Below are 22303 nucleotides of genomic sequence, written 5' to 3'. Positions count from 1 at the left end.
ACAACTCTGCGCCGATGATAGTGCTGCAACCAGTGTGAAAGTAGGTTATCGTCAGGCTAGTTATACTAAAAAGCCCCTTCCAGAAGATCTGGTTGGGGCTTTTTTTCGTCTGTCACATCCATGTAACGTAGTGTAGCTAAGCTTGTCTCTTTTTCAACTGAGGCCAGCTACATGAAAAACTTCTCCTTGTTATCGCTCGCGGTGTTCTCCGTCCTGGCAGGATGTGGCGGCAGTGATACTGCGGCGCCCGCCAAGACACCGATGACCGGTGTGTTCCTGGATGGGGTGGTGGAAAACCTGGACTACGTCGCCGGCACCGCCGCGAAAGCCACGACTTCCGCAAAGGGAGAGTTTACTTGCTACGCCGGCGATACCGTCGCCTTCAGCATCGGCGGCGTTGCGCTGGGCAGCGCCGCTTGCGCCGCCACCATCACGCCGTTGCAGCTGGCCAGCGTTACCGACGTCAAGGACACGAAAGTCGTCAACCGCTTGTTGGCTTTGCAGCTGCTGGATGAAGACAGCGATCCGTCGAACGGCATCAAGCTGGCCGCCGATGTGAAAACCGCACTGGCGTCGAAGAGCGCCGACTTCACTCTGGATGCCGCCGCCTTCAACAACGCCATGAGCGCCAACCTGACCGCCGCCGGCGCCAGGTACGCCAGCCGCACCGTCGATGACAGCCGCCGCGCGCTGGTCCGCGAACACTTCGAAGATACCTTGGCCTCCAAGGTCGGCACGCCGGTCAGCGAATCCTTCACGCAGACCACGCCACTGGGTGCCGTCGCCGTCAGCGTGACGCGCTATCAGATGCAGGCTGCCGCCAGCTACTACGTGCCGTACGAAGGCAGCAACGCCAAGGTCAAGGAAGATTTCCCGCTGGGCTTCCTGCCGTCCTACGGTTCCTCCATCGCCTTCAAAGGCACCAACGCTAACGGCGACCTGGAGTTCTATGGCCTGACCGACCGCGGTCCGAACGGCGACGGCCCGAACCTGCCGTCGTTGAGCGGCAGCGGCGTCACTGGCGCCAAGATATTCCCGTCGCCGAGCTTCACGCCGTCGTTCGGCGTGATCACCGTCGGCAAATCCGGCGCGGTGCTCACTACGTCGACGCCGATCAAGGCATCGGCCACAGTGAAGACTTCCGGCCTGGCCATCCCGCCTGGCGCCATCGGCAACTCGGCCGAACTGCCGGTGCTGGATGCGATGAAGTACGACGCCAACAGCAAGGCCACCTTTGATGCCAACGGCCTCGATACCGAAGCCATCGTGGTCGACAAGAAGCGCAACGTGCTGTGGATCTCCGACGAATACGGTCCGTTTATCATCAAGCTCGATCCGTCCACCGGCATCATCCTCAATAAGTACGCACCAGGCAGCGGCCTGCCGGACATCTTCCTGAAGCGCCGCGCCAATCGCGGCATGGAAGGCCTGACGCTGGATACCAGTACCGACAAGCTGCACGGCTTCCTGCAAAGCCCTCTGACCGACGGCAACGCGACCTATTCGGTGACCGGCAAGAGTGAAGCGATCGAGCGCTTTGCACGCTTCACGCGCTGGATTGAATTCGATCCGACCACTGGCGCCTCGGGCAAGATGTACGCGTATCCACTCGACGCCGCCGACTACCAGGACGGCCGCACCGGCAACGCCAAGCTGGGCGATCTGGTCGCACTGGGAAACGGCAAATTCATCGTGATCGAACAGGGCGCCAACCCCGCCGGCAAAGTTTTCAACAAGCTGATGCTGGTGGAGATCGGCGCGGCGACGGATATCGCAGCGGCGGCCTACAACGTCAAGACCTCCGACCTGGAAAAGAGCAGCATGAGCGGCGCTGCCGTGAATGGCGCGGATTGGAAATCGGTGGTGACGCTGAAGAAAACGCTGCTGCTCGATCTGAACGCGATCGGCTGGCTGGCAGAGAAAGCCGAAGGCCTGACCATCGTCGATGGCAATACGCTGGCACTGGCCAATGACAACGACTTCGGCATGAAAACCAGGATCTTTACGCCGGCTGGCGTGGTGATTGATGACGCTGACGTCACCAAGTGCAATGTCGATGCAGCCGGTTCCATCATCACCAGCGCCGCCGCCGGTTGCAATGCCGCGAACACGATCCGCGTTGCACGCGGCGAGGATCGCGAGCGTCCAAGCCGCTTGTGGCTGATCAAGTTCACCAAGGCGCTGACAGCATTTTGATGAGCGAGGCGGGCCAGGCGGCCCGCCTTTTTTATTTCGCTGCGGCGTTCTGCTCCGCGATCAGTTTGCCGATCTGCGAATCGGCCTTCACGGGTTCGATCAACAGCACCTGCTGGCGGTTGATCAGCATGTGGTCCGGCCCATGGGCTTCGCCGCCGCGCTTGATCAGCACACTGGTTACCGCCTTGGTTTCCGGATCCTGCCGGCCCTGAATGTAAAACACATCGCGCAGCGACAGATACTCGCCGCTGCCTTCCTCCGCGCGCCCATAGAACAGCTGCCCGTTCATCAGCGCGACCGCCTGATACGGCGTGCTGAATACCGGCGCCTTGCGGCCGCCAAACGCGATGAAGCACACTGCAACGGCGATGACGGCCGTGGCCAGTGTTGTTGTCGCCGTTGCATATGCGGCTAATTTTTGCATGAAGAATCCCTTGGTATGAAAGACGGCAGCGCGGCAGCATAGCAGCTTGCTTCACCGCCGCACAGGTCATGAACGGCGTATGTGCATCGATGCCACACCGTCATGGCCTTGTCATAATTTTATGGGATATTGAAAGTTTGCTTACACAATAAACGGGACAAATCATGCCGATCACGCTGCCGAAATCTTCATCCGCCGTTCAATTCCTGCTGATGGCGGCAGCATTGCCGCTCAGCGTGGGTGCCGCATCGGCCGTCGATTTCCCCGGCACCATCAGCAACGCCAATACCAAGGCGCAAACGCTGGCGGCCGGCCAGTCCGGCACGATCACTGCGGCAGGCACGCTGACGGTCGCCACCGACAAGGTCGCCGTCACCATCACCGGCAGCAATGCGACGCTGGACAACCAGGGCACGATCAAGCAGACCGGCACCGGCCGCGTGATCCGCGATAACACCGGCGTCACCGGCCTGACCATCAACAACGGCAGCGCCACCAACGCCACCGCGTTGATGCAGGCCGCCGACGCGGACGTCATCCAGATGAACAAGGCAAACGCCGGCGTCACGCTGAATAATTATGGCTCGATGATCTCACTGAACGCCAGTGCCGGCGGCGCGCAGGCCGTAGACTTCAGCGCCATGATATCCGGCAAGAACATCGTCAACAACTATGCCGGCGGCTTGCTGAAGGCCAGCGAGGCTGACGCGGTGCGTACCGGTGTTGGCGGCGTCGTGAACAACAGCGGCACCATCTTGTCGCTGACCAGCACCGGCAGCAGCAGCGACGGCATCGACGCGCAAACAAACAGCGGCGCCACCATCGTCAACGGCGTCACCGGGCTGGTCGAAGGTGCGCGCCACGGCGTCACCGGCGGCCAGAGCGACGCTTCGGCCAACTTCACCATGAGCATCACAAACAGCGCCGGCGGCATTATCCGCGGCATGAACGGTTCGGGCGTCAATCTCGATGGTTTCAACAACAAGCAGATCGCCACCATCGTCAATCATGGCCTTGTCAGCGGCAACGGCGTAACAGGCGACGGCGACGGCCTGGATATCGACGGCATCGCCAACGTCACCAACACCGGCATCATCCGCTCGATCAACGCCTTCAGCGCGCCTGCCGATGGTCTGGCGTACAGCGAAGGCATCAGCGTTGGCGGCGGCACTATCATCAACTCCGGCACCATCGAAGGTCTGGTCTCGGCCGGGAACGGCAATGCCGTCGGGCGCGGCATCACGCTGGCCGGCAACGACATCGCCGGTTCGGGCGGCCTGCGCGAAGGCTTGTATGGCCACGCGACCATCACCAACCAGAGTGGCGGCGTGATACGCGGCCAGAGCGATTCGGGCATTGTGGCGGTGGGCGCCAGGAGCGGTTTCGTCGTCACCATTAATAACAACGCCGGCGCCAGCATCATTGGCGGCGGTACCATCAACGCTGCCATCAAGACCGGCGCCGACAACACTGTCATCGTCAATGGCGGCATCATCAACGGCGCCAGCAGCGGCAAGGCGATTGAGATGGGCAGCGGCCAAAACAGCCTGACCATCACCGGCGGCAGCGTCGTCGGCAGCATCAACGGCGGCAGCGGCGGCGACAATACCATGGTGGTCAATCCAGGCGCCGGCAACAGCTTCTTGTATGCAGATTCGATCTCGAACTTCAGCAACGTGGAGATCAAGAGCGGCAACGTCGCATTGTCGGGCGTGAGCACCTACACCGGCGCCACGCAGATCAGCGGCGGCGTGCTGACGCTGGATGGCGCGAACCGGCTCTCCGCCAATAGTGCGCTGATATTGAATGGTGGTGTGCTGCAGTTGACCAATGCCGGTGGCGCGAACGGCCAGACTTTCGCCAGCCTGTCGCTGACGGACGACTCGTCGGTGATGCTCGGTTCCTCTTCGCTGACCTTCAATGGCCTCGGTGCGGTCGTCAACGGCAAGACCTTGTCGTTCACCGAAGCGGCATCGGGCGCCTATGCCTTCCGCCTGCTGGGCGATGTGACCCATGACGCCAACTTCCTGATGCTGGTCGGCGCCACGCGTATTGACGGACTGGCGGTACGCTATAGCTTCGACGGAGCCTACACCGGCGTGGCCGCCGTGCCGGAACCAGCGACGTACGCAATGCTGTTCGCCGGCCTGGCCATGGTGGCCGCCATCGCGCGTCGCCGCAAGCAGGGCGACCGCTAAGCCGGACTGCCCCTGCTGATACTCTCGCCATCCTCCTTGCGCAGCGACCAGAAGGTCAGCGATGACAGGATGGTGAGCACGGCCAGCGCAATAAAGGCGTGATGCAGGGCGCCGGTCAGCGCGATGCGGTTGGATTGAGGCAGGTCGCCCAGGAACCAGCCGGTCACCAGCGAACCAGCGGCCAGGCCGAAGCTCATCGACAGTTGCTGCATCGAGCTGGCCATGGTACTGGCCATGCTGGAATCGGCTCCATCGACATCGGCATAGGCAATGCTGTTCATGCTGGAGAACTGCAGCGAGTTAAAGAAGCCCAGGCACAGGCTGATCATCACGATCACATACAGCGGCGTGCCTTGCTGGACGAATGTGTACATGCTGATGGTCAGGCCGATCAGCACCGTGTTGACGGTGAGGACCTGGCGGTAGCCGAACTTTGCCAGCACCCGCACCGAAATGAATTTCATGCCCATCGCTGCGGCGGCGGAAGGCATCATCAACAAGCCCGATTGCCATGCCGGCAAACCGAGCCCCAACTGGTACAGCAGCGGCAGCAGGAACGGCAAACCGCCGACGCCGAGCCGGGTGATGAACCCGCCGACCACCGATACGCGGAAAGTACGTATCTTGAACAACGCCAGCCGCAGCAAGGGGAACGGCTCCGTCCTGGCGTGCCATCCATAGGCCGCCAGCAGGCTGCAGGCGATCAGCAGCAGTACCGAGGCCGAGGTGATATCCAACCGGTGCTCGCCGAATATCTCCAGCAGCCATGACAGCAACGCTATGCCGGTGCCGAACAAGACAAGACCGATCAGGTCCAGCGGCCGCTGGCTTTCGCTGCGATAGTCGGGCATGTAGCGGTTTGCCAGGAAGATCGCCACCAGGCCGACCGGTACGTTGACGAAAAAAATATCCCGCCAGGTCAGCCAGTGCACGATCAAGCCGCCGACCGTAGGGCCGAGCAAGGGGCCGATCAGCGCCGGGATGATCACGAAGTTCATCGCCGCCAGCAGTTCCGATTTGGGGAAGGTGCGCACGATGGTCAAGCGCCCGACCGGCATCATCATCGCCGCGCCAAGGCCCTGCAGCAGCCGCGCCGCCACCAGCATCGGCGAGTTGACCGACAGGCCACACAGTACGGATGCGACGGTGAATATCGCGACGGCGCTCATGAAGACACGGCGGGTACCGAAGCGGTCCGCCATCCAGCCGCTGATCGGTATCGACACGGCCAGGCTGAGGATGTAGCTGGTGACCACGGCCTTCAGGCTCAGCGGCGTGACCTGCAGGCTGGCCGCCATGCTGGGGATCGCCGTATTGACGATGGTGGAGTCAAGCTGCTCCATAAACAGGGCTGTGGCGACTACCCAGGGCAGGTAGCTCTTGGCGGCGTTAGTGTTCATGGCCTCGATTGTCACACAAAAGAAACCGGACGGTCATATCGTCGTCATGAATCGGGCGTAAGTTGCGCTCATCGAAACGGTCGATGGAGATGATATGGACGCCAAGCCGCTGTTCCCTGGTCGTCGCGGGTTTATCCGCCAGATGGCATCCACCGCCTTGCTGGGCGTGGGCGTCGGCGCTGGTTTGGGCGGCTGCAGCAGTACCGCCGCCGGCATCGGCGATGGCGCCGCCGTCGGCTTCGATCATGGCGTGGCCAGCGGCGACCCGCTAACCGACCGCGTCATTCTCTGGACCCGTGTCACGCCGCGCCGCAACGAACAGGAAGGCGACATCGCCGTGCGCTGGCAGATTGCGACCGATCCGGCCATGCAGATGGTGGTGGCCCATGGCAGTTCGACCACATCGATGCAGAAGGACTACACGGTCAAGGTGGATGCCGCCGGCCTGCTGCCCGGCCATGTGTACTACTACCAGTTTGCGGTCGATACGGTGAAGTCGGACGTCGGCCGCACCAAGACGCTGCCGCGCGCCGATGCGCGCCAGGTCCGGCTGGCGGTGTTCTCCTGCTCGAACTACCCATCCGGCTACTTCAACGTCTATGCCGACGCCGCGCGCCAGGACGATATCGACGCTGCGCTGCACATCGGCGACTACATCTACGAATACGAAAGCACCGGCTACGCTTGCGGCAACGCCGAGGCGCTGGGCCGGGTGTCGGAGCCGCGCGAACTGTTGCTGCGGCTGGACGACTACCGTCGCCGCTACGCCCAATACCGCACGGATCCGGATCTGCAGGCGGTGCACGCGGCGATGCCGTTCATCGCGGTGTGGGACGATCACGAATTTGCCGACGATACCTGGCGCGACGGTTCGGCCGAGCACAAGGCCAGCGAATACGGACCGTTCACGCTGCGCAAGCTGGCGGCGATGACGGCCTACCACGAGTGGATGCCGATCCGCGCGCCCGATGCGTCGTCGCCGGAAAAGATCTACCGCTCGTTCGATTTCGGTGGCGTGGTATCGCTGCACATGCTCGATACGCGCTTGATCGGCCGCGACCAGCAGCTGATGATGTCGTCCTATTACGATGAGCACAAACGCTTCGACGTGGAGAAGTACAAGCATGACGTCTGTTCGCCGCGCCGGCAGATGATGGGCGCCACGCAAATGGAATGGCTGGAACAGCAGGTGAAGAACTCCAGCGCGCGCTGGCAGATGCTGGGCCAGCAGGTGCTGATGGCGCGCATGGAATATCCGACCGCCGTGGCGATGGGCGAATGCAGTTGCACCGACTACTCGGCGCTGAAGAAGCGCGCCGCCGCCGATCCTTCCTGCGTCAGCGGCAAGGAGACGAAATGGCTGTCCGCGCCGACCTTGCCCTGCTATATGGATTCCTGGGACGGTTACCAGAACGACCGCGAACTGGTGTTCTCGATGATGCAGCGCCACCGCAAGAACATGGTGGTGCTGGCCGGCGACACCCACAACGCCTGGGCCAGCGACCTGCACGATGCGCAAGGCCGCCAGGTGGGCGTGGAGTTCGCGACCGCGTCGGTATCGTCGCCGGGAATGGAGGGCGCGTACCCGGACCGTGATCCCGAGGATGTAGCCAATATGATGGTCGACTTGATCGAACCGCTGTATTACGCGCAGACCAGCAAGCGTGGATACATGATCGTCACCGCCAGCCATGAGCAGGTGCGCTGCGACTGGCGCTTTGTAGACACGGTGTTCAAGCACGAATTCACGGCGGCCACGGAGCGCAGCCTGCGCGTGCTGCCGGGCCCGGGCAACCGCAGGATCGAGGAATGCGCCGGCGCCTGATGCGGTCTAACCTACGCCGGCAGGATTGTCCCAGAGGTCCTCAAACAGGATATCGCTGAGCGGACGGCGCTGGTCCCATTTTTCCAGCTCCAGCATCGGCGCGGTGTAGAACTCGTCCACGTGCCCGACGCACAGTACTGCGATCGGCTGGCTTCCCTCCGGCATGCCGCAGATATCGCGCAGCCGCTGCGGATCGAACATGGAAACCCAACCTACGCCTATGCCTTCCGCCCGTGCGGCCAACCAGAAGTTCTGCAGCGCGCACGAGGCGGAGGCCAGGTCCATTTCCGGCATGGTGCGGCGGCCGAAGATGTATCCGTCGCGTTTGTCGACCAGTCCGACCACCAGCACTTCCGCACAGGCCAGTATGCCTTCCACCTTGAGCTGCATGAATTCCTCCGCGCGCTTGCCCAGCGCCTCGGCGGTCTTGATGCGTTCTTCATTGACGTGCCGGTGGATCTGCGCACGCAATTCCGGCTGCGTGATGCGGATGAAGCGCCACGGCTGCATCAAGCCCACGCTGGGGCCGTTATGCGCAGCGGCGATGAAGCGCTTAAGCTGGCCCACCTCCAGCGGTCCCGGTTTGAAATGGCGTACGTCGCGGCGCTCGCGGATGGCGCGGTAGACGCCGTCGATTTCCGGCTGTGAAAAGGCGTACGGATTGGTTGCGGTGCTCATGGGGTGGCTCCTGGTTTTCGTAGTGTGATCAACGCATCCAGCAACGGTTGGGCGGCGTCGGCGATGCGATCCAGGCTGGCTTCGCGCAGCGCGCTGGTGTCCACTATGTGCTCCGAATGCAGGCCGGCCCAGCGCAGCAGTGCGCTGCTGGCCTCCGGTGTGTCGAACAGGCCGTGCAGATAGGTGCCGAGGATCTGGCCGTCCGCCGAGCGGGCGCCCTCGGGACGGCCGTCGATGATAAAGGCTGGGGTGTCGAGCGCGCTGCCGGTCGAGGTGCCCATATGGATTTCGTAGCCGCTGACGCCGGCCTTGCTGTCGTCGAAGGCGCACACGCCTCGTACTTGCACCAGGCGCTTTTCGGCCGTCATCTCGGTGCTCATGTCGAGCAGGCCGAGGGCGGTAGAGTCGCCTGCCTTGCCTTCGATGCCCATCGGGTCGGTGACGCTGCGGCCCAGCATCTGGAAGCCGCCGCAGACGCCGATCACTTTGCCGCCGTAGCGCAGGTGGCGTGCTATCCGTTCCGGCCAACCTTGCGCACGCAGCCAATCAAGGTCGCCGCGCGTATTCTTGCTGCCGGGGAGGATGATCAGGTCGGCGGCGGGGATCGCTTCGCCCTGGCGCACAAAACGCAGATCAACGTCCGGGTGCGCGCGCAATGCGTCGAAGTCGGTGTGGTTGCTCATGCGCGGCAGGCTGGGCACCACGACGCGGAAGGCGCCACGCGTGGCTTGCACCGGTTGCACGGCATCCTCCGCATCGAGGAACAGGCCGTGCAGGTAGGGCAGCACCGCCAGCACCGGCTTACCGGTTTGCTGTTCCAGCCATTCGAGTCCCGGCTCCAGCAGCTTGATGTCGCCGCGGAAGCGGTTGATGACGAAGCCGATGGTGCGGGCACGTTCGCTCTCGGACAGGCAGGATAAGGTGCCGACGATATGGGCGAACACGCCGCCGCGGTCTATGTCCGCCACCAGTATCACCGGGCAGTCGACTTTTTCGGCGAAGCCCATGTTGGCGATGTCGCGGTCGCGCAGGTTGATCTCGGCCGGACTGCCCGCGCCTTCGACGATGACGCAGTCGTATTGCTTCAGCAGGCGTTCGTGCGATTCCAGCACCGCCTGCATGGCGATGGTCTTGTATTGGTGGTAGTCGCGCGCGTTCATTTCGGCACGCACCTTGCCGTGGATGATGACCTGGGCGCCGATGTCGCTGGATGGCTTGAGCAAGACCGGATTCATGTCGGTGTGCGGAGCGATGCCGGCGGCGATGGCTTGCAGCGCCTGTGCGCGGCCGATCTCGCCGCCGTCGGCCGTGACGGCGCTGTTTAGCGCCATATTCTGCGGCTTGAACGGTGCGACGCGCACGCCCTGGCGCCTGACCAGCCGGCACAGGGCTGCAACGATGGTACTCTTGCCGGCGTCGGAGGTGGTGCCCTGTACCATCAGGGTCGAGTAAGGGAAGCTCATATCAGTTCTTGCGGTGCTGGCGCGCCAGCTCGAGTTTTTCGCACAGGGCGACGGTACCTGCGACCATGCGCGGGCCGGCGCGGTTCAGCAGTTCGCCGTTCAGCGTGAACAGGTTGTCGTTGCGGACCGCCGTCATGGTGGTGTAGCTACGCCACAGATTGACGCCGCCGTAATTCTTTTCGCTGGTGCCGAAGATCGCTTCCGGGTCGGCCTGCAGCACGGCTTCGTTGCTGACCACGGGCGCCGTCACTTTCAGGTCGGAGAAGATGTTGACGCCGCCGCACAGGCGCATCGCATCGCTGACGATGGATTTACCGTTCAGCGTGTACAGCGGCTTGTCCCAGACCTGGTAAAACAAGCGCACCGGCGGGCGGTTGCCGTACTGTTTGGCCAGCGCCGCGAACTGCTGGCGGATCTCCGCGGCGGCCGGCTGCGCGACACTTTCGGTGCCCATCAACTGGCCGAGGCGCAGCAGGCTGTCGGCGATGCCGTCGAGTTTTTGCGGCTCGCTGTGGAACATCGGGATACCCAATGTGCGCATGGTTTCGATCTGACGCTCGGAGCTGCCGTGCAGCCAGACGACGATCAGGTCCGGCTTCAATGCGATCACGCGCTCCATGTCGACCTGGCGGTTGTCGCCGACGCGCGGCAGCTTCTTGGCCGCTTCGGGGAAGTCGCTATAGGTGACGGTGGCGACGATCTTGTCGCCGCCGCCGGCCGCGAACAGCAGTTCCGTCACGTGTGGCGCCAGGGCCAGGACGCGCTGCGCGGGTTTTTGCAACGTGACGACGTTGCCGTCGTCGTCGCGCACTGTGATGGCGGCGCTGGCCGTGGCGGCCGTTGCCAGGACTGCCAGGGTTGCCAGCAGTTTGGTCGTCGGTTTGTTCATGTGGGTTCCTTGTTGGTCCATTCTTGTAGCGCCGTCTCCAGCCGCCGCCATCCATTGTCGTCCGGCGGCAGGCCTAGCCGGATGCCGCGTGCCGCCCGCTTGAACAGCCGCACCCAGATGCCGCGTTCGGCCATGTGCTGCCAGAATGTTTCGGCGCGCGGCTCGCTCCACCACTGGAACAGCGCGGTGCCATTGGATTGAATGCCGTGCGCCGCCAGCAGTCGACGCAGCCGTTCGCCTCCGGCCAGTAGTTGATCGCGCGTGTCGGCTTGCCACTGTTGGTCGCGCAAGGCGGCGAGGGCGATGTGCTGGGCCGGGCCGCTGATGGTCCAGGGACCCAGCAGGTCAGCCAGCGCGTGCAGCAGATCTGGATGCGCGGCGACGAAGCCCAGCCGGATGCCTGCCAGGCCAAAAAATTTTCCGACCGAACGCAAGACGATCAGTCCCGGACGTCCGCTATGCGCCGCGACGCTGTTCTCTTGCGCAGTGTCGCCAAAAGCCTCGTCGACCACCAGCCAGCCGCCCCGGGCCGCCAGTGGCCCGGCCCATTCCAGCAGCTGCGCGGCGGGCACGCTGGCGCCGGTCGGATTGTTGGGATTGCAGACCACCATGACGTCGCTGTGCGCCACCGCCGCATCGAGTTCATCGTACGGCGTTTGCGTCAGCGTGTGTCCATGCTCGCTCCAGTGATGCGCGTGCTCGGCGTACGACGGCGCGGCGACAGTCACGCGCGACGGCTTGCGCAGGCGCGGCAGCGCCTGGATGGCCGCTTGCGTACCGGCTACCGGCAGCATTTGCGGCGCGCCGTAGTAGTCCGCCGCAGCCAGCGCCAGCTCGGGATCGGCTTCCGGCAGGCGATGCCACGCATTGCCTGGCAAGGCGGGCGCTGGATACCAGTGCGGATTGATGCCGGTGGAAAGGTCGAGCCAATCGTCGCGGCCGAAGCGCAGCATGGCGTCGCGCAGGTTGCCGCCGTGTTCAAGCATGGAAAACCTCGACGACTGCTGCGACGGCGCAGGCGAGGGCCAGCCATAGTGCCGTTGTGCGCACGACCAGCTGCCATGCGCGGCTGATGTCGGCGCCGGTGGCCGGTTCGCCCACGCCCAGCGGTGGACGGTGTTCGACCTCACCATGATAGATGGCGGGACCGCCCAGCTGCACGCCAAGGGCACCGGCACCGCTGGACATCACGGGACCCGCGTTCGGGCTGCTCCATGCCGGGGCTTGCGCGCGCCAGCACCGCCACGCACGCAGCTTGGCTTGCAGGCCGGGAGCCAGCATTACGTAGGAAAACGCGGTCAGTCGCGCCGGAATGTAATTGAGTGCGTCGTCGACACGGGCGGCGGTACAGCCGAACTGCAGCAGGCGCGCGGTGCGGTAGCCCCACATCGCGTCCAGCGTGTTCGCCATGCGGAACAGGACGGCACCGGGACCGCCGGCGACGATAAACCAGAACAGTGTGCCGAAGACGGCGTCGTTGCCGTTTTCTAGCAGGGATTCGGCACTGGCCTTGGTCAGTTCGATTTCGCTGGCGCCGGTGGTGTCGCGGCTGACGATGCGGGCCGTCAGCAGACGGGCGTTTGGAAGATCGTTGCGCGACAGCGCGTCGGCGATAGGCAGGTTGTGGTCACGCAGGCTGCGCAGGCCGAGGCAGAAATACAGCATGATGGCGTGCGCGGCCCATGGCAGCCATGCCGGCAGCCAGAGCGGCAACGCGGCGATGGCGGTCAGCGGCAGCACGGCCAGTGTCCATGCCAGCGCGCCACGCCAGAATCTCAGCGTGCCTCGGTTGAGGCGACGTTCCAGCGCGATCGCCAGGTTGCCGAAGCCGACCAGCGGATGCCAGCGCCGGGCTTCGCCCAGCAGCAGGTCCAGCGCCACGCCCGCCACCATCAGCAAGGCGATGGCGGCAAAGCTCAAGCCTGTCAGCACGGCGCGCCTTTTAACGACAGCGGCAGGCCGGCGGCGACGAACACCGCGCGGTCGCAGATCGCAGCCATGGCCTGGTTCAGGCGCCCTTGTTCGTCCATGAAGCAGCGCGACACCGCGCCCATCGGCATGATGCCCAGACCGACTTCATTCGACACCAGTACCACGTCGCTGGCGCACTTGGTCAGCGCGCTGGCCAACATGTCCTGCTGTTCGTGGAACAGCGCCGGCAAGACGATCTCGCCGACTTCCGGATATTCCTCGCCGCTGCTGAACAGCAGATTGCTGAGCCACAGCGTCAGGCAGTCCACCAGTATCAGGCGATCGGGCGAGGACCAGCGCAGCAGCTGGTTGCCCAGTGCCAGCGGTTCTTCGACCGTGGTCCATTCCGCCGGGCGGGTATTGCGGTGATGCGCAATGCGAGCTGCCATTTCAGCGTCGCCGGCGGTGGCGGTGGCGACATAGACCACTTCCTTGCCCGAATCGATGGCCAGCCGCTCGGCGTACGCGCTTTTGCCGGAACGTGCGCCGCCTAGTATCAAAGTACGTGTCATGGTTCACTCCTTGAAAACAAAGCGGCTACCGCCGCGGGGTTGGATGGGAAGTAGGCGTGAAAATACGAAGCCGCCAGCGAGCCTACGCGATACCAGGCTTCACCCGGCACGGTGGACGGATGCTTGATGGTGTGCGCGGCCGGCTCCAGCACCGTTTCCAGTTTCGAGTAATGGAAGGTGTGGCCACGCAGGACGCCTTGTGCGGTAGGCAGTCCTTGCGAACCGAGGCCGGCGAGACGCGGCTGCATCGCCACCGTGCCCTGCAGCAGCCCGGCCATCGGCCATACCGCGCCGGATTGATCAGCGAGTGTATCGGCCAGCGCCATCATGCCGCCACATTCGGCGACGATAGGAACGCCTGCCGCATGGGCGGTGCGGATCGAAGCCTGCCATGCGGCCGCCTGCGACAACGCCTGGGCATGCAGCTCCGGGTAGCCTCCGGGAAGATAGACCGCGCCTGCTTCGACGGGTATCGCTTCGTCGGCCAGCGGCGAGAAGAATGCCAGCGTTGCGCCGAGCTGGCGCAACGTGTCCAGGTTGGCCGGGTACAGGAACATGAAAGCGGGATCGCGCGCGACGGCAATGGTGAGGCCGGCGAGCAGCGGCGCCTGTACCATGGCTGCCGCGTCGGGGATCTCGATGTGCACCGGGCGCAGGCTGTTCCAGGCCGCTTCGTCGAACACCAGCTGGTCGGCCAGGTTGTCGAGCAGATCGTCGATGTCGCTCACCTCACTCGGGAGCACGAGGCCGAGATGCCGCTCCGGCAGCGACTTTGCCTGCCGGGGCAGGGTGGCAAACAAGGGAATGTCGCGCAGCGAGGCCGCCACCATCCTGGCGTGGCCTTCGCTGGCGACGCGGTTGGCGATGACGCCGGCCATTTCGACCGGACCGTAGTCGCGTAGGCCGTGTACCAGCGCGCCGGCGGTCTGCGCCATCGCGGAAGCATCGATCACCGCCATCACCGGCACGCCGAACTCGCGCGACAGGTCGGCGGACGACGGCGCGCCGTCGTACAGGCCCATTACGCCTTCGATCAGGATCACGTCCGCTTCGACGGCCGCTTGCGCCAGCTGGCTGCGGCACAGCTCACGGCCCACCATCCACAAATCCAGCGAACGCACCGGCGCACCGCTGGCACGTTCGAGCAGCATCGGATCGATGAAATCCGGACCGCACTTGAACACGCGCACCCGCTTACCCTGTTTCGCCAGCTTGCGCGCCAGCGCCGCCGTCACGGTGGTCTTGCCTTGACCGGAAGCCACGGCGGCCACCAGCAGCGCTTTCACTTCAAGGTGCGCAGTCATTACCACTCGGTCCCGGCCTGAGCGCCTATGCCCGCCTTGAAGGCGTGCTTGACGACTTCCATCTCGGTCACCGTGTCGGCGATGGCGATCAGCTCCGGCGGTGCGCCGCGTCCGGTGATGACGACGTGCTGCATCGCCGGGCGGGCCAGCAAATCGTTGATGATGGTTTCCACATCCAGATAGCGGTACTTCAGGGCGATGTTCAGTTCATCGAACACCACCAGGCCGATTTCAGGATCGGCCAGGAAGCGCCTGGCCTGTTCCCATGCCAGCTGCGCTTTCTCGATGTCGCGTTCGCGGTTTTGGGTTTCCCAGGTATAGCCTTCTCCCATCGAGTGGAAGCTGACCTCCTCGGGGAAGCGGCGCAGGAACAGTTCTTCGCCGGTCTGCATCGCGCCTTTGATGAACTGCACGACGCCGACCTTCATGCCGTGGCCCATGGCGCGGATCACCATGCCGAAACCGCTGGAGCTCTTGCCCTTGCCGTTGCCGGTGTTGACGATGATGATGCCGATCTGTTTGTCGGCGGCGGCGATCTTGGCGTCGATGATGGCCTTCTTGCGTTCCATGCGCACGCGGTGGCGCTCGTTCAATGTATTGATCTCGTCGGTATTCTGTTCGCTCATGCGGATTCCTCGATAGGGATGAAGATGCTGCGCTTGCCGTGCTGGATGATGTCGATTGGATGGCCCAGGTAGTCGCCGAGGATATCGGCCTTCATCACCTCGGCGGTGGTGCCGGCCAGCCAGCGGCCGTCGCCCATCAGCAGCAGCGCGTGGGTGGAGACGCTGTGAGCCAGCGTCAAATCGTGGCCGATCATGACGGCGGTCTTGCCTTGTTCGCGGCACAGGCGCGCCAGCAGGCTCATGACGCTGACCTGGTGTGCCAGATCCAGCGCGTTGGCCGGTTCGTCGAGCAGCAGCAGCGGCGTGTCCTGCGCCAGCATCGCCGCGATGGCAACCCGTTGGCGCTCGCCGCCGGACAGCGTGCGCACGTCGCGCTCGGCCAGGTCGGCCACTTCCATCGCCTTCAGTGACTTTAACGCGACGGCGTGGTCGTCGCTGCCTTCCCAGTAGCGGTTGTCGTGATAGGGGTGACGCGCCGACAGCACGGTTTCGATGACGCTGTATGCGAAGGCGTCGCTGCGGCTTTGCGCCAGAAAGGCGCGCTGGCGCGCCAGCTCGGCCAGCGGCCATTCGTTCAATGGACGTCCACCGATCGCCACATGACCGCCATCGGGATCGCGCAAGCCCGCCAGCGTACGTAGCAAAGTGCTCTTGCCGGCGCCGTTGCGGCCGATGACGCTCCAGCATTCGCCTTCCTGCACGCGCCAGTTCAGATCTGCGACCAGCTGGCGCTGGCCGATTTTGAGGGAGAGGTTGTGGGTGCTGATCATCTTATTTACGCAGCCGGTGCAATTGATACAGGAAAACCGGCGCGCCGATCAACGCCGTGAGCACTCCCACCGGCAGCTGCTGCGGCGCGATGATGGTGCGGGCCAGTGTGTCCGCCAGCAGCAGGAAGGTGCCGCCGGCCAGTGCCGCAGCCGGAATCAGTGCGCGATGGTCAGGGCCGACGGCGAAACGGCAGGCATGCGGCACGATCAGGCCGACGAAACCTACGCTGCCGGCGCTGGTGACCGCGCTGGCGGTCAGCAGGCCGGAAACGAAGAACAGCCCCTTGCGCAAGGCGCCGACGCGGATGCCCAGCGTGGCGGCGGCTTCCGCATGCAGTGCCATCACGTTCATCGAACGGGCGCTGCGCAATGCGAATACCAGGCCGCCGGCCAGCACGATCCAGGGCAGCGCGCGCATCGGTGCGCCGGCCAGGTCGCCGATCATCCAGAACACCATACTGCGCAGGCGGCTTTCCGGCGCGATCGACAACATCAGCGTCACCATCGCCATGCAGGCGGAAGACAGGATCACGCCGGTCAGCAGCAACAGGGCGGTGCCGCCTTCGGCCGCCGCGCCGCCGCGCAGGTCGCGCCGGGCCAGCAGGTACAGCATCATCGAGACGGCGACCGCGCCGCCGAAGGCCGAGGCGTCGACCATCCAGATGGCGCAGCCGAACAGCAGCGCGGCCAGCGCGCCGACGGAGGCACCGGCCGAGATGCCGAGCACATAGGGATCGGCCAACGGATTGCGCAACAGCGCCTGCATCATCACGCCGGCCAGCGACAGGGCGGCGCCGGTGACGAAAGCGGTTATTGCCCGGCTCAGGCGCAGATCGAGCAGGGTGGCGGCCAGCGTTTGGACCTGGCCATGCAGCAGTTCACCGACTGCTGCGGGAATATCGGAAAGCGGAATCGAGACCGAACCGGTCATGCCGGAGAAGATCAGACTGGCGAAGGCGAACAGCACCAGCCCGGTCAGGGTGATGGTGGCGCGCTGTCTCAGATTACGGGAGAAAGAATGCATGCACTGCTTTCGAAAAAAGCTGCCGGACGGGGAAGGGATCCACGTCCGGCAGATTACACCAATACGCTTACTTGTAACCGTAGCGGATGCCGGCAAATACCTTGCCCATAGGCGTGGCGTAGTTGCGCGCCAGGTCGTAGCGTTTGTCGCCTACGTTATTCCAGCGGACCAGCGCTGACCAGTCGCTGTTGAAGCGATAGCTTGCGTACAGGTTGACCAGGCCATAGCCGCCCAGGCGGTTCTTGTTGGCCGCATCGTCGTAACGATCGCCGGACAGCTCGACCTCCACGCCGGCGTTGACGGTGCCTGTGCTGTACTCGGCCGCCAGGTTGCCATGCTTTTTGGCGCGGCGCTGCAGGCGCTTGTTGGTGGTCTCGTCCTTCGGATCCTGCAAGTCGGCGTTGGCGCTGAAGTTGAAACTGCCCAGCTTCTGGCTGGCGGACAGCGTCAGGCCTTCCAGCAGCGCGTGGTTGACGTTGTAGGCGCAGCCGAACGGGTAGTCCTTGGAGCCGAACGGGCATGGGTTGGTGTTGACCAGCAGGTCGGTCAAGCGGTTGTGATAGTAGCTGGCGCCCAGTGCGGTCATGCCGTTATCGTAGTGCAGGCCAACTTCCGCGTTCTTGCCCTGTTCCGGCTTGTTGTTCGGATTGCCGAACTGCGGGTAGTACAACTCGTTGTAGGTCGGTGCGCGGAAGCTGGTGCCGTAGCTGGCGGTGGCACGCAGCTGCTGGGTGAAGGCGTAACCGTAGCCCAGCGAGCCGGTGTTTTTCGAACCGTAGACCGAGTTGTCGCGGCGGATGCCGGCGCTCAGCAGATTGGCGCCGCGGCGCGCGTTGTACGAGACGGCGTAGGAATTGGTGATGCGGTCGCGGTTCAGCAGCGCGGAACCGTTGGTCTGTACCTCTTCCTTGCGGTGGTCGTACAGCAGTTGCAGCACGTCGGCGCCGATCTGCACGTCGTTCTGCCACGAGAAGTCGGTCTGCTTGGTGTTGATCTGCGAATAGCCCGAGGCTGCGGCGCTGCTGTAGGTGGCGCCTTCGTCCTTGGTCTGCGAATACTGCAACAGGCTTTGCCAGGCTGGCAGTATCTGGTTCTTGCTGTAGACGGCAGCATTCTCGAGCTTTGCGTTCGAGCGGACATCGTAGGCCGAGGAACCGTTGTCGTATTGCGAATCGAGTTTGCTGTGCATGAAGAGCACGCCGGCTTCGTGGCCTTCGGCCAGGCGCATGCTGAATTGGCCGGAAGCGTTTTCGCGGTCGTAGCCATCCTTGTCGGCGTTGTACGAGCTGCTGCCCGGGCGGGTGGCCGAGAAACCGTCCGACTTTTCCTTGCCGACGCTGACGGCGTAGCCGACGCTATGGTCGCCGCCGGTCGCGCCGGAGATGGTAGCGTCGGCCTCGCGGGTGTTGTCGGTGCCGTAGCCGGCGAAGGCCGTCAGCGCCGGCGCGCCCTTACCCTTCTTGGTGAAGATCTGGATCACCCCGCCGATGGCGTCGGCGCCATACAGGGAACTCAGTGGACCATAAACGATTTCGATGTGGTCGATGGCGGTCAGCGGAACGGCGCTCCAGTTGGCGGCGCCCGTGGTGGACGAGCCGATGCGCACGCCGTCGACCAGTACGATGTTCTGGTTGCTGTTGGCGCCGCGTATGAACACGGTGGAGTTGGTGCCGGAGCCGCCGTTACGGGCGACTTCGATGCCGCGCTGGCGCTGCAGCAGGTCGAGTATGGAACCTGCGCCGGATTGGGCGATTTGCTCGGCGCCGATGGTCACGCTGTCGCTGATGACGTCGGCCAGTGGCTGCGGGCTGCGGGTGGCGGTGACCAGCACGGTGCCAGCCACGGGTTCGGCGTGGGCATAGGCGGTGGCCAGGGCGAACGCCAGCGACGTCAGGGCGGCAGGACGGGAGATACGAAGGGTCATGATGTAATTTCTGTTAAGAGCAACCGGCCGACGTCCCCGTAGGCCAGATTGAACAGAAGCGGAAAACTGGGCAATGCGCCGTACGGAGCCGTGCCACGATGGCCGGCCCGATCCGTTTGCGCACATCCCGTTCGCTCACTTCCACCTGATTTGGCCGGTATCCGGGCTGGCAAGTTAGACCGCCTCACCTTCCCATGCGGAGCACAGTGGTTGTCAGAGGAGGTTTGTCGCGCGTGACCTGCGACACTTGCTTACCGTTGCGGGGGCAGCACACGTGGGCCGTTATCGACTGGACTATCGGCTTCGTGTTTCCCGTTTAACTGCGCATCCGGACGGACGCGCGAGCACCAAAACCCGGTCATTATACGGGTTTGTGCTGCACCGGTCATGGGGCGACGGTTTAGCGATCGAGGACGAGCGTGGCGCCGTAACCGATTTGATGCGGGCGTTGGGCGGCCTGCAGCGCCATTTCCGCCGGTGACAGGCCGGCGTGGCAGGCTGCCAGCAGGCGCATCGCACCGGCGTGGCAGATGATGATGGCGTCGCGCTGCCGGCGCTGGAGGTCCGCATGGAAGGTGGCGATGCGCTCGGCCATCTGCAGCACGCTTTCACCGCCGCCGGGGCGGTAGTGAACCAGATCCCTGGCCCATGCATCGATATCGGCACGGGGGATGTTGTCCCACGGTTGCATTTCCCAGCTGCCGAAGTCGATCTCCACGATGCGCGCATCGATAATCGCCGCAGGGGAGTGCAGTTGCGGCGCCAGTTGCGCGGCAAGGCTGGCGCAGCGCCGCAAGGAACTGGAATACAGCGTCAGGCCGCGCGGCAGGGCGGCCGACAGTGCCTCCAGGGTTTGCGCCATCTGGTCGTCGGCCACGGCGAGATCGGTGCGGCCATAACAGATGCCAGCGGCAACCAGCGGCTGAGGGTGGCGGACCAGTATCAGCCGCATCGCGTTACCAAGGCAGTGCGCCGTGGTGCATGCTAGCCAGCGCGCACAGGTAGAACGTCACCTCGGTGACCTGCTGCACGGCGCCGAGACAGTCGCCGGTGTAGCCGGCGATGCGGCGGATAAATTTGCGGGCCAGCCAGATGGTGGCGATGGTGGCGGCGATGATGCCGACGGCTAGCGCATGCCAGGTCAGCCAACCCAGGGCGATCATCGCCAGCGCGGGGATGACGGCAGTAGTGGCGGCGATGGTGAATTCGCCGTTGTTCATCTTTTGCGCCAACGGCTTCGCCTTGCCTTCGGCGCGCGCGTAGTCCAGGCGCCAGATCAGCGACGTGGCCATCAGCCGGGACAGAGGATGGGCGACAAATAACGCGGCGATGGCGGTCAGAGGCGGCAGGCTGACCAGCGTGACGCACTTCAGGCCGAGCAGGCAGATGGCGCCGATGGCGCCATAGGCACCGATGCGCGGGTCCCTCATGATCTCCAGCACACGCTCCGGCGTCATGCCGCCGCCGAAGCCGTCGCACATATCGGCGAAGCCGTCCTCGTGAAAGGCGCCGGTGGCATAGATGCCTGCGGCGGAGGACAGCAGCACCGCGACCGGCGAGGGAAAGACCAAGGCCGCCAGCGAGTACACGCCGGCAGTGATGGCGGCGACGACCGCGCCGACAGCGGGAAAGTAGCGCGATGCCTGGTTCAACCACGCCGGATCGAAGCCCACCCAGCCGGGAATCGGCAGGCGGGTAAAGAACTGTAGCGCGGTGAAGAACAGGCGTAGTTGATGCACGGTGCTTACTCGGACTTTTCGCTGACGTGGGCCGACTCGAACGTGGCCATCTGGTTCACGAAGTTGACCGATGCATGCAGCAGCGGCAGCGCCAGCGCACAGCCGGTACCTTCGCCCAGGCGTAGGCCCAGGTTCAACAGCGGCTTGGCGCCCAACGCGGCCAGCATCTGTTGATGTCCGCTTTCGTCCGAACAGTGCGAGAACACACAGTAGTCCAGGATCGCTGGCTGCAGGCGCGCGGCGACCAGCAGCGCACTGGTGACGATGAAGCCGTCGATCAGCAGCACCTTGCGCATTTCCGCAGCCTTCAGCATGGCGCCGGCCATCATCGCGATTTCCAGTCCGCCGAAGGTGGACAGGACATCCAGCGGTTCCACCGCTGCGGCGTGTCTGGCGACTGCCGCCTCAATGACGTGCTGCTTGCGCAGTACGCCTTCGGCGGACAGGCCTGTGCCGGCGCCCACGCACTGCGCTACCGGGACGCCGGTCAGCTTATGCATCAGCGCGGCGGCGGCGGTGGTGTTACCGATGCCCATTTCGCCGAAGCCGACGACATTGCCATCGAGTTCCGCGACCAATGCCATGCCGGCGGCCAGCGCGGCATCGCAGGTGTCGCGGCTCATCGCCGGCTGGTGAGCGAAGTTCCTGGTGCCGGGGGCGAGCTTGCGGTCGGTCAGGCCGTCGCGCGGGCCGAAGTCATGATTGACGCCGGCGTCGATGACGTGCAGTTCGCAGTTGTTCTGCGTCGCGAAGACGTTGATGGCGGCGCCGCGCGCTAGGAAGTTCTCCACCATTTGCCAGGTCACGTCTTGCGGATAGGCGGATATGCCCTCCGCCACCACGCCGTGATCGGCGGCGAATACCAGAATGGCTGGCCGCGTGATCGCGAGTTCGCGTGTGTTCTGTATAAGCCCGATTTGTTTGGCCAGCGACTCCAGTACGCCCAGGCTGCCCAGCGGTTTGGTTTTATTGTTGATGGCCTTGTCCAGCAGGGCCGCCAGCGCCTCGTTATTAATAGTAGGGATGGTTGGAATGAACATGGGGCGACTTATAAATCGGTGGAATCGCTATTTTACCCTTGCCAGCGGCGGCAGCTCTTGCTATAGTTCGCCTCCCCGCAAAACGGTGCATGCAAATGCTGAGTGTTGCGGGAAAAGAGAAGAAAATGTAGTGCTTGACGAAACATTCGAAACGCCTCATAATCTTGCCTCTTCGCTGATGAACACAACGCTTCTTCAGCAAGCAGTACCGAACAAGTTCTTTAAAAATTAACAGTCGATAAGTGTGGACGTTTGATGGAAGTGCACACGAAGCCTTCGGGTTTCGTGAAACTTAAAAAATATCAAATGTTCACAAGAAG

At 63.8% G+C, this 22303-nt stretch carries 19 protein-coding genes and 1 riboswitch; of the genes, 3 read left to right on the top strand and 16 right to left on the bottom strand.

Annotated features, from left to right (window positions below; translation table 11 throughout):
- Window positions 1–171: 171 nt before the first annotated feature.
- Window positions 172–2196, top strand: coding sequence for an esterase-like activity of phytase family protein (locus tag ABWW33_RS32655; protein ID WP_353405572.1), 2025 nt, complete (start codon window positions 172–174; stop codon window positions 2194–2196).
- Between the two features lie 31 nt (window positions 2197–2227).
- Here ABWW33_RS32655 and ABWW33_RS32650 read toward each other — a convergent pair whose 3' ends face one another.
- Window positions 2228–2620, bottom strand: coding sequence for a hypothetical protein (locus ABWW33_RS32650; RefSeq protein ID WP_176656052.1), 393 nt, complete (start codon window positions 2618–2620; stop codon window positions 2228–2230).
- A 164-nt stretch (window positions 2621–2784) separates the two neighbouring features.
- Between ABWW33_RS32650 and ABWW33_RS32645 the strand changes: the two genes are divergently transcribed.
- Window positions 2785–4818 carry a beta strand repeat-containing protein gene (locus ABWW33_RS32645; RefSeq protein ID WP_353405571.1) on the top strand — a complete coding sequence of 678 codons (2034 nt, stop codon included), beginning with the start codon at window positions 2785–2787 and terminating at the stop codon, window positions 4816–4818.
- Here the strand turns inward: ABWW33_RS32645 and ABWW33_RS32640 are convergent.
- A complete protein-coding gene (locus ABWW33_RS32640; RefSeq protein ID WP_176656050.1) occupies window positions 4815–6218 on the bottom strand; it encodes a DHA2 family efflux MFS transporter permease subunit in 1404 nt (467 codons plus the stop codon). The genes ABWW33_RS32645 and ABWW33_RS32640 overlap by 4 nt on opposite strands.
- Before the next feature lie 94 nt (window positions 6219–6312).
- Here ABWW33_RS32640 and ABWW33_RS32635 point away from each other — a divergent pair, with 94 nt between their 5' ends.
- Complete coding sequence (locus ABWW33_RS32635) at window positions 6313–8043, top strand: alkaline phosphatase D family protein (RefSeq protein WP_353405570.1); 1731 nt, start codon at window positions 6313–6315, stop codon at window positions 8041–8043.
- A gap of 6 nt (window positions 8044–8049) precedes the next feature.
- Here ABWW33_RS32635 and bluB read toward each other — a convergent pair whose 3' ends face one another.
- The 14 genes from bluB to cobT all read right to left on the bottom strand — a co-directional run bounded on the left by bluB (window position 8050) and on the right by cobT (window position 21983).
- Complete coding sequence (gene bluB, locus ABWW33_RS32630) at window positions 8050–8721, bottom strand: 5,6-dimethylbenzimidazole synthase (protein WP_353405569.1); 672 nt, start codon at window positions 8719–8721, stop codon at window positions 8050–8052.
- The gene (locus ABWW33_RS32625; protein ID WP_353405568.1) at window positions 8718–10184 is read right to left on the bottom strand and encodes a cobyric acid synthase; all 1467 of its coding nucleotides are present in this window, start codon (window positions 10182–10184) and stop codon (window positions 8718–8720) included. Before ABWW33_RS32625 ends, bluB begins: the two co-directional genes overlap by 4 nt.
- Before the next feature lies 1 nt (window position 10185).
- Window positions 10186–11073 (bottom strand): cobalamin-binding protein, encoded by an 888-nt coding sequence (locus ABWW33_RS32620; RefSeq protein WP_353405567.1) that lies wholly within the window; start codon window positions 11071–11073, stop codon window positions 10186–10188.
- Window positions 11070–12059 carry a threonine-phosphate decarboxylase CobD gene (gene cobD / locus ABWW33_RS32615; RefSeq protein WP_353405566.1) on the bottom strand — a complete coding sequence of 330 codons (990 nt, stop codon included), beginning with the start codon at window positions 12057–12059 and terminating at the stop codon, window positions 11070–11072. The genes ABWW33_RS32620 and cobD overlap by 4 nt, the downstream gene beginning before the upstream one ends.
- A complete protein-coding gene (locus tag ABWW33_RS32610; protein WP_353405565.1) occupies window positions 12052–13005 on the bottom strand; it encodes a CobD/CbiB family cobalamin biosynthesis protein in 954 nt (317 codons plus the stop codon). The genes cobD and ABWW33_RS32610 overlap by 8 nt, the downstream gene beginning before the upstream one ends.
- On the bottom strand, window positions 12999–13556 hold the full coding sequence (cobU, locus tag ABWW33_RS32605; protein WP_176656043.1) for a bifunctional adenosylcobinamide kinase/adenosylcobinamide-phosphate guanylyltransferase: 558 nt from the start codon (window positions 13554–13556) through the stop codon (window positions 12999–13001). The genes ABWW33_RS32610 and cobU overlap by 7 nt, the downstream gene beginning before the upstream one ends.
- Window positions 13553–14860, bottom strand: coding sequence for a cobyrinic acid a,c-diamide synthase CobB (locus ABWW33_RS32600; protein ID WP_176656042.1), 1308 nt, complete (start codon window positions 14858–14860; stop codon window positions 13553–13555). Before ABWW33_RS32600 ends, cobU begins: the two co-directional genes overlap by 4 nt.
- Window positions 14860–15486, bottom strand: coding sequence for a cob(I)yrinic acid a,c-diamide adenosyltransferase (cobO, locus tag ABWW33_RS32595; protein WP_353405564.1), 627 nt, complete (start codon window positions 15484–15486; stop codon window positions 14860–14862). Before cobO ends, ABWW33_RS32600 begins: the two co-directional genes overlap by 1 nt.
- The gene (locus ABWW33_RS32590) at window positions 15483–16256 is read right to left on the bottom strand and encodes an ABC transporter ATP-binding protein (protein ID WP_176656040.1); all 774 of its coding nucleotides are present in this window, start codon (window positions 16254–16256) and stop codon (window positions 15483–15485) included. Before ABWW33_RS32590 ends, cobO begins: the two co-directional genes overlap by 4 nt.
- Before the next feature lies 1 nt (window position 16257).
- Window positions 16258–17280 carry a FecCD family ABC transporter permease gene (locus tag ABWW33_RS32585; protein WP_353405563.1) on the bottom strand — a complete coding sequence of 341 codons (1023 nt, stop codon included), beginning with the start codon at window positions 17278–17280 and terminating at the stop codon, window positions 16258–16260.
- A gap of 67 nt (window positions 17281–17347) precedes the next feature.
- Window positions 17348–19204, bottom strand: coding sequence for a TonB-dependent receptor domain-containing protein (locus tag ABWW33_RS32580; protein WP_353405562.1), 1857 nt, complete (start codon window positions 19202–19204; stop codon window positions 17348–17350).
- Window positions 19205–19339: 135 nt separating this feature from the next.
- Window positions 19340–19571, bottom strand: a riboswitch (cobalamin riboswitch).
- Between the two features lie 33 nt (window positions 19572–19604).
- Window positions 19605–20156 carry a histidine phosphatase family protein gene (locus tag ABWW33_RS32575; protein WP_353405561.1) on the bottom strand — a complete coding sequence of 184 codons (552 nt, stop codon included), beginning with the start codon at window positions 20154–20156 and terminating at the stop codon, window positions 19605–19607.
- A 4-nt stretch (window positions 20157–20160) separates the two neighbouring features.
- Window positions 20161–20943, bottom strand: a complete 783-nt coding sequence (locus ABWW33_RS32570; RefSeq protein ID WP_353405560.1) for an adenosylcobinamide-GDP ribazoletransferase — start codon at window positions 20941–20943, stop codon at window positions 20161–20163.
- A 5-nt stretch (window positions 20944–20948) separates the two neighbouring features.
- The gene (cobT, locus tag ABWW33_RS32565; RefSeq protein WP_353405559.1) at window positions 20949–21983 is read right to left on the bottom strand and encodes a nicotinate-nucleotide--dimethylbenzimidazole phosphoribosyltransferase; all 1035 of its coding nucleotides are present in this window, start codon (window positions 21981–21983) and stop codon (window positions 20949–20951) included.
- Window positions 21984–22303: the final 320 nt, after the last annotated feature.

The organism is Duganella hordei, assembly GCF_040369125.1.
Classification (GTDB): Bacteria; Pseudomonadota; Gammaproteobacteria; order Burkholderiales; family Burkholderiaceae_D; genus Rugamonas; species Rugamonas hordei.
Note: the sequence above shows the minus strand (reverse complement) of the source record. Positions and strands in the feature narration are given on the sequence as shown.